At 63.3% G+C, this 11956-nt stretch carries 11 protein-coding genes; 4 read left to right on the top strand and 7 right to left on the bottom strand.

Annotation, left to right across the window (positions count from 1 at the left end; genetic code table 11):
* Positions 1-581: 581 nt before the first annotated feature.
* Positions 582-1151, top strand: a complete 570-nt coding sequence (locus tag C7C56_RS19350) for an outer membrane beta-barrel protein (RefSeq protein ID WP_106759009.1) — start codon at positions 582-584, stop codon at positions 1149-1151.
* 51 nt (positions 1152-1202) lie between these two features.
* Here the strand turns inward: C7C56_RS19350 and C7C56_RS19345 are convergent, their stop codons facing one another.
* Genes C7C56_RS19345 through C7C56_RS19335 form a run of 3 tightly spaced genes read right to left on the bottom strand, consistent with a single transcriptional unit; the run spans position 1203 to position 3861 of the window.
* Complete coding sequence (locus C7C56_RS19345; protein ID WP_106759008.1) at positions 1203-1958, bottom strand: MipA/OmpV family protein; 756 nt, start codon at positions 1956-1958, stop codon at positions 1203-1205.
* Positions 1958-2602, bottom strand: coding sequence for a response regulator (locus C7C56_RS19340; protein ID WP_106759007.1), 645 nt, complete (start codon positions 2600-2602; stop codon positions 1958-1960). The genes C7C56_RS19345 and C7C56_RS19340 overlap by 1 nt, the downstream gene beginning before the upstream one ends.
* Positions 2599-3861 carry a sensor histidine kinase gene (locus tag C7C56_RS19335; protein WP_106759006.1) on the bottom strand — a complete coding sequence of 421 codons (1263 nt, stop codon included), beginning with the start codon at positions 3859-3861 and terminating at the stop codon, positions 2599-2601. The genes C7C56_RS19340 and C7C56_RS19335 overlap by 4 nt, the downstream gene beginning before the upstream one ends.
* A 187-nt stretch (positions 3862-4048) precedes the next feature.
* Between C7C56_RS19335 and C7C56_RS19330 the strand changes: the two genes are divergently transcribed.
* Complete coding sequence (locus tag C7C56_RS19330) at positions 4049-4780, top strand: hypothetical protein (protein ID WP_229458871.1); 732 nt, start codon at positions 4049-4051, stop codon at positions 4778-4780.
* An 18-nt stretch (positions 4781-4798) separates the two neighbouring features.
* On the opposite strand, the gene C7C56_RS19325 is transcribed toward C7C56_RS19330, so the two are convergent.
* On the bottom strand, positions 4799-5194 hold the full coding sequence (locus C7C56_RS19325; protein ID WP_106759004.1) for a VOC family protein: 396 nt from the start codon (positions 5192-5194) through the stop codon (positions 4799-4801).
* A gap of 307 nt (positions 5195-5501) precedes the next feature.
* Here C7C56_RS19325 and C7C56_RS19320 point away from each other — a divergent pair, with 307 nt between their 5' ends.
* The gene (locus C7C56_RS19320) at positions 5502-7160 is read left to right on the top strand and encodes a hypothetical protein (protein ID WP_106759003.1); all 1659 of its coding nucleotides are present in this window, start codon (positions 5502-5504) and stop codon (positions 7158-7160) included.
* A 264-nt stretch (positions 7161-7424) separates the two neighbouring features.
* Here the strand turns inward: C7C56_RS19320 and C7C56_RS19315 are convergent, their stop codons facing one another.
* From C7C56_RS19315 to C7C56_RS19305, 3 genes are all read right to left on the bottom strand, one after another.
* Positions 7425-7826 (bottom strand): hypothetical protein, encoded by a 402-nt coding sequence (locus C7C56_RS19315; protein WP_106759002.1) that lies wholly within the window; start codon positions 7824-7826, stop codon positions 7425-7427.
* 341 nt (positions 7827-8167) lie between these two features.
* Complete coding sequence (locus C7C56_RS19310) at positions 8168-8572, bottom strand: hypothetical protein (RefSeq protein WP_109246586.1); 405 nt, start codon at positions 8570-8572, stop codon at positions 8168-8170.
* Between the two features lie 33 nt (positions 8573-8605).
* Positions 8606-9991, bottom strand: a complete 1386-nt coding sequence (locus C7C56_RS19305) for a pre-peptidase C-terminal domain-containing protein (RefSeq protein WP_106759000.1) — start codon at positions 9989-9991, stop codon at positions 8606-8608.
* 540 nt (positions 9992-10531) lie between these two features.
* On the opposite strand from C7C56_RS19305, the gene C7C56_RS19300 reads away from it, so the two are divergent.
* On the top strand, positions 10532-11719 hold the full coding sequence (locus C7C56_RS19300; protein ID WP_106758999.1) for an AcrVA2 family anti-CRISPR protein: 1188 nt from the start codon (positions 10532-10534) through the stop codon (positions 11717-11719).
* Positions 11720-11956 lie beyond the last annotated feature (237 nt).

Here is an 11956-nt window from a genome sequence, read left to right as displayed (position 1 = left end):
GCCCCAGCCCCAGCCCCAGCCACAGCACCAGCCACAGCCACAGCCCCAGCCCCAGCCACAGCCAGAGCCACAGCCCCAGCCACAGCCACAGCAACAGCAACAGCAACAGCCCCATCCTCAGCCCCAGCCACAGCCCATGGTCGACGGCGGCACATCCGAAGCCTGCCCGAACCTTGCGGCACCACCTGCGCGGGGCGTTCAGCGGGTGGGACGGTTCAGGGGCCGTGCGAGCAAGATTACTGGCGCGCTGCCCGAGCGCAGGCCCGCTTCAATTGACGGTGCGGTTGACGCGCTCCGGCACGCCGAAGCCCATCAGACGCTCGGGTGGCCGAACCAAAAAGAGAAGCCGGAGCGTCTTTTAATGGCCTTGGAGATGTGCTCGGAATTTCTGCGCGCTACCATCCAAAGCTATTGCTTGAAATCATTGATTTAGATTCTTGAGGTTTTGACTCCGCGACAAATGGGACCAAGCGCCGCCTCTCTACCTTTTGGCACATGCGCCCGGGGCCGCATTTTCATAGACTGCGTGCACTGAGCCTGTGCTTGCGCCAGGCTCGGAACCCCATCACTCAAGGAGCATCATGAAGAACCATTTTTACGCACTGCTGGCAGCCGCCCTTATTTCTCCGATCGCCCACGCCGACGACACGGCCCAAACCTACGCCGGCTTCACGCTAGGCAGCACGGATCGGGCGAACGGTACCTCCCGCACGGGAGAAAAGATCTCCGAGCGTGGACGCATCGGCGCCAAGATTTTTGGCGGCTACAACCTCAACCGAAATTTCGCGCTGGAGGCAGGCTACGGGAATTTTGGCTCGATCACGCTCAAGAACACGGGCCCCGGTGCGAGCGGCGATTCACGCATCGACACGAGCATGTTCTACGCGGCCGGCAAGGGCACATACGCGATCAACGATCGCTTCAACCTGTATGGCAAGGTGGGCGTCGCGCACACGCGTTTTGCGCTGACCGGCTTCGGCGAACCAGACGTAAAAATGACCCGCCCGCTCATTGGCTTCGGCGGCGAGTACAACATCTCTCAGCAGGTCGCGTTGACGCTGGGCTACGAGCGCTACGGCAGGACCAAGCCGGCGCCCAACCGGATGTTCAATCTCAATAAGATCGAAGCCGGCCTCAAATTCAGCTTCTAGCAGGCACTACATTTTTGCATAGCTGGGTGTCAGGCTATGCAAAAATGAATATCAGAACCTGTACGTCAACGAGGTGTAAAAAGTGCGGGCGGCACGGCTCTCGATGATCGGACTGTCGGCCGCGCTGCCGCGCAGCCGGCTGAAGTTGATGGTCGCGGAGACCGTGTATTTGCGGCTGGCCTGCCAGCGCCATCCTGTGCGCAGGGACACGTTGTTGATGCCGGCCGACGCATGGTAGGCGGGTGCTTTCCCGAGGCCCGCCTGCTGCGCCGAAACACCGTAGTAGGACTGCATGTAGGTTTCATCGCCCCATTCGAAGCCGGTGGCGATGTGGATGAATTGGCGCGAAGCGACCGGCATCCAATACACGGCCCCGCCCCGAAACAAAACCCCTCCCCCGTCAAGTGCCGCGCCGTATCTGACTGAAGTCTGCAGTGAGACGTTGTGGAGCGGCTGGAAATTGAAAAACGCGCCCGGCACAAAACGCTTTTTACCATCAGGGCCAAGACCGTCGGCGCGCTCGGAACCCAGGTCGAAGAACAGCGTGGGTCCGTATTGCATGTTCGTCGCCTCCGACATTTGCAATCCCAGGTTCAAGCCCTCCAAGAACACCCCATTGCTCCACAGGATAGAAAAATGGGGAACCAAGAACATGGTGCGCTCGCTACTGCCCTCGGCGCGCTGGGTGGAGCCGAGCGCGAGGCCGACGGAGACGCTTTTGGTGCCCTCCGGCATGTACGTCACGGGCGATTGGGCCAGCGCGCCCGCGCAGGCCAGCACCAGGGGAAGGAGACAGGAATTTTTCATCAGATATAGCCCAGTTCCAGTCCGCGCAGGACCGCGCGCACGCGGTCCCGCACATTGAGTTTTGCGAGGATGCTCGAGACGTGATTTTTGATCGTGCCTTCGGTCGGCCCGAGCGCGGCGGCGATTTCGCCGTTGTTGAAGCCGGCCGCCATCAGCGCCAGGATTTCTGTTTCGCGGCTGGTGAGGCGCTCGCGCATGGGGGCGTCGGCGGCGCGCGGGCTGGCGCTGTTGGCGCTTTCGTAGGAGGCGCGCGCGCGTTCGGTCAGGGCCGGGCGGAACAGCGTTTCGCCGGCGGCCACGCTGCGGATGCCCGCGGCCAGCCGCTCGAGCGAAATGTCCTTGAGCAGAAAACCCTTGGCGCCGGCGCGCATGCCGTCAAACAGCGCCTCGTCGTCGTCGAAGGTGGTCAGCAGGATGGTCGGTGGCAGCCGCCCTTGCTGGCGTTGCAGCAACTCGATGCCGCTGCAATGCGGCATGCGCACGTCGAGCAGGAGGATGTCGGCGCCGGCCTGCGCGATGACGGCGACCGCCTCGGCGCCGTCGGCCGCCTCGGCCACCACGCGGATGTCGGGCGTGAGTTCGAGCAGGCCGCGGATGCCGCTGCGCACCAGCATCTGGTCGTCGACCAGCACCACGCGGATCACGGCGCAACTCCCGCTAGCGGCACGCTCAGCGCGAGGCCGAAGCCGCGCAGGGGTAAGTTGCCCGCGCTTAAGACGCCGCCCAGCTGCGCCAGCCGCTCGCGCATCCCGCGCAGGCCGTTGCCTTCCTTGTCGCCGGCACGGCCGCGGCCATCGTCGGCGATGGTGACGACCAGCGCGTCGCCGCGGCAGCCGACGTCGATGGTCAGCAGCTTGGCCTGGGCATGCCTGACCGCGTTGGTGATCGCTTCCTGCACGCAGTAAAACAGGGCGTGGGCAGTCGCGGCCGAATGGATTTCGCATTGGTCGTCGAAGGTGACGCGGATTTTCGGCGCCGGAATGCCGGAACACATGGTCAACAGCGCCTCGCGCAGGTGGATGGGTTGGTCGCGCCGTTCGGTGCCGACCATGGTGCGGACCTCGGCCAGCATGTCGTGCGCCAGGTCGCGCGATGTCCTGAGCGACGCGGCAACCTTGCCGTCGGACTGGCGCAGCGCGAGGTCGAGGTGCAAATTGAGCGCCGTCAGGTGGTGCCCTACGACGTCGTGCAGGTCGCGCGCGATGCGCATCCGCTCGGACGAGCGCACCAGGTCGCCGAGCAGCGACTGGGTCGCGAGCAGCTCGGCGTGGGCGGCGGCGAGCGATAGGCGCGCACGCCGCTCGCGGCCGACGATGTGGGCGATCCCGAAGGCGAGCGCCTGCACCACGCGTTCGAGGCTCACCATGAACATGACGGTCCAGACCATGCCGTCGGCCATGCCCTGGCGCTCTGTGACGCCGAGCAGCAGGTACAGGTCGGCGGCAAGGCCGACCACGACCTGGACGGCGAGCCAGGCCAGGCCGCGTCGCAGGGCCATCAGCGCGGCGAGCTGGGCCGCGACGACCATGTTGAACAAGACCGAATCGATCAACAGTCCGATCAACAACTGGGCGACGATGAGGCCCTCGTTGCGTGACGGCGAACGCCGGGCGCCGGGATCGACGCGCCGGTACAGCAGCCATATGAACAGCGCGACGAGGGCGGCGTCGGCGTAGAAAAAGAGCGTGAATGCCAGCTCCGCGCGGTCGGAACCGGCCCGCAGCAGCGACGGGGCCGGGGTGAACCAGGCGGCCACGGCGCGCGAAAGCATGCCCAAGGGGTTGTTCAAGTCCGCTCGCACGGGGCCGCCCGACCAGACGCCGAACAGTTCGATGGTGGCGAACAGTACGGCGGCGAGCAGCGCCCCGAGGACGAATTGGTTGTGCTTAAAGCGTGAGGGCATGGTTTTCGGGCGTGGTTGCGGCGAGGAGGGCGAGCAAAAAGCCCAAGCGGATGCATTCTACTAGAGCGCCGGCGCGGTCAGGGAGTGCCGAAAGTCATGATCTATATCCTTCGGCATATACGAGCGGCGCGATTATGGCGGTAGAATCGCGCCTTTACCTTGGCTTCATGGCAACGATGGCGGATCAATGATGAAATATTTACTCGTGCTCGCGGCGCTGCTGCCACTTGCGGCCGGCGCGCGCGGCGAAGCCCCGATGCAAAAGGTGACGATTGTCGCGAAGAAGGATTCCGAGTGGCACAGCTATCGGCACGCGTATTCGGCGGCGGCGTTTTTCGAAAAATTCACGCGCACGCGGCCGCTGATCCAGGCCCACATGCAGATCCGCCCCAACCGCAAGGACCTGCCGATGGACGGCATGCGCATCGAGCTCGAGGGCGAGACGAGCAGCGCCGACATCGCGGTCGACCGGATCGGACGGGCGACGGTCCCAATGTTGAAGCAGGCCTATGTCGAAGACGCGGTCTTGCGGCTCAACCGGCTCAAGGGCAATTACCATTTCAGCGGACGCTATTCGATCCGCGAGCGCGAGGACGGCGTCTATCGCGTGGCGGACTTGCGCGCCGCCTGCGATCAGCTGCTGAGCGCGCAGAGGGAGTCCGGCTACCGCTTGCGCCTGATTGGCAAGAAATGCGCCGGCGTAAGCTTTATCTATGCCCTGGCCGACGCCGGGAAGGAGATCCGCTTCACCGATGGCACGCAGCGCGTGACGGTGCTTGCCGCCGTCGACGGCCAGCCGTTCGAGAACGACACGATGGGATTGTTCAAGGTGGCCAGATTCCGGTTTGCCGACTGGCCCGCGGAGGGCACGGTGACGACGTCGGCGCGCCCGATCGCGATCGGCACGGTTTACGACTAAGGGCCCGGGGGCGGGACTTCAGCCCGCCGGCGAATGACAGGCCACACATAGCTTGTTTCCATCGGGATCGCGGAAGTACGCGCCATAGTAGTTCTCGTGGTACTCGGGCCGCAATCCCGGCGCACCCTCCGAACTGCCACCGTGGGTGATGGCGGTGTTGAAAACCTGGTCGACGACCAATCGCGTCTCCGCCAGGAACGCAACCATGTTGCCATTGCCCGCCTGTGGCGCGAGCTGATCGTGCGGTTTGCCGATCAGGAAAAGGGGCCTGGGCCCCGGTGTGGATTGCCAGCCCGCCCAGGGGCGACTTCTATCGCAGAAGCGCGCCTCCATGCCAAGCGCGGCCATCAGTGGCGAGTAGAACGCGAGTGCGCGCTCGAAGTCGCCGACACCAACAAAGATGTGCGAGAACAAAACCACCTCCTATGCAGCCAAGTGTTGCAGTAAAGCGGCGCGCCAGCGCCCCGGCCCCTGATTTCCTGAAAAATACCAAATTGCTCACTCAATATCAACCTTAGCACACCCCAATCGCCATCGAAGCATCCGCATTGGCAGGTCAATCCGCGTCGTTGTTCGATGGGAAAGGGCACGATGTCCAGCGCGACCCTCCCGCCAAGCCGAGGCCACAAAACCATGTAGTTAAGATTTATCATAAAGCAATGTTTCAAAAAACGGCTTAGGATCGGAGGGTTGGATTTGATTAAACAACTCAAGGACCTTCATGTTCAATCTTCGGGCGATCGCCACCGGTTTTCTGCTGATGTCCACCACGTCGCTGTCCATGGCCGCTGCGCCGGCGGGTGTGAAAAGCGCGCTGGAAGGCCAGCGTTTTGGCCTGCTGCCGGCCGACAGCTTCCGCCTCACCAATGGCAAATGCAAGGATTGCCCCACCTTGCCGCAAAGCCTTTGGTATTTCGAGGATGACCTGGTGGCCGTGCCGCACGCGGGTAAGCCCATGTCCGGCTACAAGCCGCAGAGCGCCACCGTGGCCGATGTGAAAGAATGGGCCGCCAGCCCGGAAGCGGCGGCCCTCGCCCATCCCGGCCTGGTGTGGCTTGGTTCGCCCCACCTACTCGACAACGTGACCATTCTGCCCAACGCGCGCGAGCTGCGCAGCGCCGACGGCAGCACCGCCGCGCTGCGCCTGGTGCCGAAGATCTCCACCAACCTGTCCTACTGGGACAAAAGTACATCCCAATATTTTTCCGAACGCCAGGTGCGCATGCGTGGCACCGTTGCCGAAGTAGGCGGAGAGCAGGCATTTGTCGCGCGCACCGTGTGGCCGAAAGACTACGTACTAAATCCGGCCACCATGGTGGCGCGCCCGCTGGGCGCCAGAGAAACGCTGGCCGCGTTTGTGCAGGAGGACGGCGGCGGCGCCAGGAGCCCGTTCTCGACCCGCCTGCTGTGGGAGCGCGAGCCTGGAGCCGCGCGCGGATGGCACGGCAAGCCGGTCCTCGGCATTATGCTCAACGGCGCGCAGGGCGACGACGACGAAGCCTACGGCGGCCACTTCGCGATCGCCACCGGCACCATTGGCGAGCAGGGCGAATGGTCCGACTGGCTGGTTAACAACTTCTACAACCTCGATTCGATCAGCGAAAAAGGCATCATCGCGTCCGCGGTTCCGATGGACAACTACCTCATGGACCTCAATAGCGGCCAGCAGTACTACCGGCCCTCGTACATGCTGGTGGCGGTGCTGGGCAAGGCGCGCACCGCCGTCGCCTTCCAGGGCGGCGTGCAGCGCGTGTTCAACCGCTTCTACCGCCACGACTTCACCTACGCCCACGCGGCGGCCAACTGCACCGGCATCAGCATGGATGTGTTCAAGGCGCTCGGCTGGAACGTGCCCGAACGCGGGGCCACCAGCAGCCTGAAGGCGATCGGGGCCTATGGCTACCTCTCGGTCAAGGAGATGAGCCTGGCCAGCGGGCGCAAAATCTACGATTACCTGACCGAGGAACAGACCCGCTTGTATCCGGCGGTGGCGTTTGAAGCGGCCGGCAGCGACCTGCTGCAACTGGTCGGCGCGGCGCCGGGACTGGCGCGCGAACTGACCGCGTACGAGAAGCAGTTGCAGGGTGATGTCGAGGCGATCGTGTTGGTAAGGATTCCGCAGATCCCGTCGAGCCGGGCGATGGGGTCGAATCCGGTTTTTTCGTTCGATGAATTCATGAGGCGCACGCCGCCCGACCAGAAGGACTGGAAGATCGTGCCAGTCGGTCCGCGCCCGTTCCCGGCCGAATTGCACGGCAACCCGATGGCGTCATCGGCGCCGAGCCCGGTGCCGCTGCCGGTGGCCGGTATCGGCCTGCTGGGTTTGGCGGGTATGGGTGCCCTGGTTCGTCGCCGTCAAAAGCGCAAAAGCGCCGCTTGACAATGAGCGCGCATCTTCCAGAGAGCACCCATGTGCTTGCCGATGCGGCTTGATCTGCGCGACACCGTCCGCGGGGTGTGGCGAGGCCAGTCCCCACTGTACCGCGCTGAACCGTATATCGGAAAGGCTCTTGAGGAAAGGGCCGAGCCGGTCCAACGTTAGGTGAAGTGAAGCGAGACCCTACTGTAGACGTAGGGCGCCGGGCCGCTTAACACTTTCAACACAGGAAGTCCGGTCCGGCGGCCAGTGCGCTTGAGCGCCAAGTCAGACAGCGCTCGTCGCGAGGAGCGACCAGAGTACCGCCACCCCCAAGGCGACTGATGAAAGCCCGATGATGGGCAGGTATGCCAATGCGCTGGGCACCGCTTTCAGAGCAAAGGCCCGATGCCACCGCCAAGGTAGGAAAAGCATGAATCCGGTTGTGACCAGCAAGACCAAACCAGCACCGGCGACCACTTCCGAGCCGACCATGCTCGGCGAAGCGATGAGCAAGGCTGCACCGACGGCCAAGCGGATACCCAGTTCAGCGTAGTGCTTTGCGGCCGAGCCGGCAAAGCCGAGGAGGAAGCGCCGCGCCGCTGGTGGGCGAAACAACGCTGCCAAGCCCAGCGCCACCAGGAACAGGCCAACCGCAACAACCATGGCAATGGCGATGGCTAGAACCATTCGAGCGTCCCGTCTTTACTTAGGAGCCCGGCTTCTTGCAGCGTACTGCCCGCTTGACCCGTGGCCGAACCTGACAAGTGGCGCGCAGCATCCTCCCCAACGGGGCTGGCTGTTTCAACTTGGTATCGGAGCGATGAACTGTCCATGGCAATCTAAGGTTTCACGCGCAATTAAATGTCAATAATTCATTGAACTCTAGCACACCTGAAACGAAGCACCCTACCGGCGAGTTGCGGTAGCGCTGCCCAATAAATGGCTTTATGTTGCCCCGCTCAATGAGCGCCGGGCGCAGGACGGGTGGTACGCGCCAACCATGCAAAGGCCGGCGCGCCCCGGCCGCCTTACCTGAAGGCGTTAAGCTCGCCGCGACCGCGCAGCACGGCATTGCTGAACGCGATGCTTTGCACGCCCTGCTGGCAATGCGCGCCATCGTTGCTGCGGAACTGCACGCTCAGGCTCGCGTTCATGTTCTTGAGCCGGAAGGTGACCATCTCGGTCGACGGCTGCCCCTCCTCGACCGCGCGGGTGGCAATCGTCACGTCGCCCGTCGCCAGTCCGTTCATGCGCACGTTGACCTTGGTGCGCGGTCCTGGATCGGTGGTGTCGTAACAGGCGTGGAAATACTTCACCTCGTGCACGCCGTTGGCCGGCGTGTACACGTAGTCCTGATTCTGGTTCGCGGCCTGCGCGCCCATGCTCAGTGCGGCGGCCAGCGCCGCGAGAGCCGTTTTGATAGATAGTTGCATTGTCATTTCCTTGGAATTAGTGTTGGCTCGGAATCAGTTGATCGTCATGGTACCGTTGTTGACGTACCAGTAGCGGGTCGTGCCGCCGCTGCCGCTCCAGGTGCCGAGATTGAAGGTGTTGGTGCCGGTGGCCGTGCCCTGCACCTGGTACACCCGCAGCGCCTGGCTGCCGACGAACCAGGTCAGCGCAGTGTTCGGCGCCAGCGTCTCGGCCGCGCCCGTGGCCGACACGAAATTGATGTAACCGACGCCGAAGACCTTGGCCGCGCCGTTCGCTTCGATCGTGACTGCGGTGCCCTCGTCGGCCGAAATGCCGCGCATGCTTTGCCACTGGGCGCCGTAATTGTAGATGCTGCTGGCCAGGAAGGTGGTCAGGCGCGGCTGCCGGTTGCGCTGCAGGAAATGGGTGTCGGTGACGATGTTGGTCATCAGTGAATTGCTCAGGAAGTTGTTCCCGATCGCGATCGAGGTCGGCTTGAGCAGCACGCTGGTGTCGTCGGCCGCCCCGCCCGGATGGAAGTACTGGCCCTGGATCGCCATGCCGGCGCTGGTGCCGCCGACCGGCGCGCCCTTGGTGTTGATCAGGTAGTTCAAGGCATTGCCGACACCCTGTCCCTTGAAGTAATTGATGTAGTCGGCCTGGTTGCCACCGGCCAAAAACACGGCGCCGGCGTTCTTGATCGTTTGCACCACGCAGGCGTCGTTGGCCTCGGCCACGGTGTTGATGAGCAGGGTCTGCACCGAGTTCACGCCGCCTAGGCCGTAGATGTAGTCGTTGTAGCCGTTGGTTCCGGTCGAGCGGATCACGACGAAATCGCCGCCGCCCGACTTGGTGTTCATCCACTTGATGGCCGCGTCGACGTCGGGTCCGCCGCCCATGAGCATCACGCCGCCGGTGGTGGCGGTCGCCTTGGGCGTGGCGTTGCCGGTCTTGCCGAGGTTGACGCCGGTCGGGAAGGTGCAGGCCACCGGCGGCGGTGGCGGCTGCGTCGTGCCCGACTGCGGGAAGGTCGCCGTCAGCGTGTAGCGGCCGGTGCCCGTGTAGTTTTTCACGCGCAGGTAGTAGGTGCCCGCGGCGGTGGCGTTGTAGCTGCCCGTCTCGGGGTTGCTCGCGGTCGAGCGGTAGGCCACGTAGGAGCCGGTCGCCTTGTACAGGTACCAGTCGAGGTCGATGCCGCTGTCGTGCGCCAGGTTGATGCTGATGGCGCCCGCGGCCGCCACGTCGAGCTTGTACCAGTCGTAGTCGCTCGACGACGAGATGGTGCCGCTGGCGGCGGTGGCCGAGCACAGGCCGGTGTTGGCCGACTTGTCGGAATTGTTGGGTTCGACCTCGGTCGTGAGGCAGGCCGCGAAGCAAAGCGGTCCCAGCGTCGCGGCGCCGAGCGACAGCGCGCCTTTCAAATACGTACTCATCTTCATTGTTTCGTCTCCAAAAATTGGGTGACCGCGTAGGCGGTTCTGGTTGTTGTCGCAGGCCTGCTGGGGTGCGCGCTCCTTTGTTCGCGCCTGTTGCTGATGAGTAATTAAATCCTCCTTGGAGGAAAATATTTATTCATCAAATGTGAAAGTGAAAATTCTTTTTCACGAATATACGCCCAACAAATGAAAACTTCCAGATTATTTTTCTGGCCAGAAAACTGTTGTTGAACGGCACACCAAAGGTAATTTCCGTATGGAAATTCCGCAAAAAGGCCGCGAAGGTTTCCCGATCAACTGGGCTGGCGGGGAAACAAGCGGCGCCTTGATGCCCGTCAACGGCAGGAGCTCCCGCATGGCAACGTTTGACTCTACGATGACGAAAAGCAAGTTCGTAGGCCCGGCCCCGCCGGTTGCGGGGCCGGGCCAGGGCCGTTTAAAAAAGCGCATCAACTTCCACGGCCGGCCCTGGCTCCTGATTCACAACGCTGTCGGACCGCCGCCCGGACTGTTTGACGGGCGGCTGAAGAAAGGAAAATCCGTATGGATGCCAAGCCGCCACAAGCAATCCACGCCTCGTTGGACAAACCGGGGCAGCACGAAGGGCCCGCCCTGTCGCTCAGGACGGTCGCGGCGGCGCAGCGGCAATCGAACGCGCCGGCGCCCCCGCTGCATTTCCTGGCCACGATCAATGAATGCATAGGCGCCTCCCCCTTGCCGCATCCCGTGATCGCGCGCAATGCTGGCCTCGTTCCGGCTTGGCAACGATGGACCGAATGGCAGGAAGGCGCGGGCGCCAACGACTCGGTGGCCGACCGCATCATCGCCAATCCGCGCAACCATTTCGAAAAGTGCGTGAATCTGGTCAAGAAGGCTTTGCGGAGCGATCCGATCTGGGGGCATGGGGTCGTCGCGCCGCCCGACGAGCAAGATCTGGACATGTCGGCCGTCTTCGCGGCGGCGCCGCTGATGTACCTGCGCCGGCCGCACGCATTGATCGAACTAACGCCCGCGCTCCAGCGCCTGCTGGCCAGCTCCGATTTGGGCGCCGACATACCGGTTGGACTGCTGCGCCCGCCCATGCCCGCATGCTTCATTAAGTTCGGCGCGGATATGCAGACGGCGCGGGCGGAAGGCTGCGGCGAGGCGCGGGTTGAGGGGGTGTATGTGCTCGAGTCGGTGCGCGAGACACAGCGCGCAGTCGCATTGGTGACAATCTGGACCGTGCAAGGCCAGGCGGCGTTCTCGGCCAGCACCATCACGCTGATCGCCGGCGATGAGCGGGAGTCCCTGGTGGACGTCATTGAACGCAATTGTGCCAAGAACCCGGATCGGGCGCTTGGCCTCCACCTGCCCATCGCGCAGCTCTGCACCAAGGTGTTCCTGTATTGGAATGTGGAACAGGCCCGCCGGGAAACGCATGCGCCCTATTCGGAGGCGTTACTGCAACTCAAGCGGCTCGGCCCCAAAAAAGCGGCCAAGTCTCGCCGCCACGTGGACAAGCTGTACGACAAAATTTTGCTGGGACCGCTAACGCTGCCCGGCCATGCTCATGGCGCCCATGACGCGGTGTCCCCCCACTGGCGGCGCGGACATTTCCGCATGCAGTCGCACGGCCCCCAGCACTCTTTGCGCAAAGTCATATTCATTGCCCCCATGTTGATCCGGGCGGATCTCTTGGAGGATGACGGGGATCCTCCCAGTGCTTCCTGTGCAACGGAAAAAAATTGATACGGCGCAAGGCGCGGCAATCGGAAGCGATCAAATTGCTAGTTCCGCATCGCTGATGCACAACGGCATCGTCCGTTTGGGAGGAAAAACATGGACTGGATGAACCGACCGTTTGAATGGGCCGGCCTGACCGAGGCGAACCGCCCGATCCGTTTGCGGATGCCCGGCGCCAAGGGCGTGGTCGACGACCATTTGCTGGTTAAACATGTGAGCGGCGTGGAAACGATCTGCGGCGGC

The sequence above is a fragment of the Massilia glaciei genome (genome assembly GCF_003011895.2).
Lineage (GTDB): Bacteria > Pseudomonadota > Gammaproteobacteria > Burkholderiales > Burkholderiaceae_D > Telluria_A > Telluria_A glaciei.
This window is presented reverse-complemented; position numbering and strand designations above follow the sequence as displayed.

Excerpts from the sequence above, each read along its gene's own strand:
- C7C56_RS19350 (WP_106759009.1), top strand. The coding sequence starts at position 582 with ATGAAGAACCATTTTTACGCACTGCTGGCAGCCGCCCTTATTTCTCCG.
- C7C56_RS19345 (WP_106759008.1), bottom strand. The coding sequence starts at position 1,958 with ATGAAAAATTCCTGTCTCCTTCCCCTGGTGCTGGCCTGCGCGGGCGCG.
- C7C56_RS19335 (WP_106759006.1), bottom strand. The coding sequence starts at position 3,861 with ATGCCCTCACGCTTTAAGCACAACCAATTCGTCCTCGGGGCGCTGCTC.
- C7C56_RS19330 (WP_229458871.1), top strand. The coding sequence starts at position 4,049 with ATGATGAAATATTTACTCGTGCTCGCGGCGCTGCTGCCACTTGCGGCC.
- C7C56_RS19320 (WP_106759003.1), top strand. The coding sequence starts at position 5,502 with ATGTTCAATCTTCGGGCGATCGCCACCGGTTTTCTGCTGATGTCCACC.
- C7C56_RS19315 (WP_106759002.1), bottom strand. The coding sequence starts at position 7,826 with ATGGTTCTAGCCATCGCCATTGCCATGGTTGTTGCGGTTGGCCTGTTC.
- C7C56_RS19310 (WP_109246586.1), bottom strand. The coding sequence starts at position 8,572 with ATGCAACTATCTATCAAAACGGCTCTCGCGGCGCTGGCCGCCGCACTG.
- C7C56_RS19305 (WP_106759000.1), bottom strand. The coding sequence starts at position 9,991 with ATGAAGATGAGTACGTATTTGAAAGGCGCGCTGTCGCTCGGCGCCGCG.
- C7C56_RS19300 (WP_106758999.1), top strand. The coding sequence starts at position 10,532 with ATGGATGCCAAGCCGCCACAAGCAATCCACGCCTCGTTGGACAAACCG.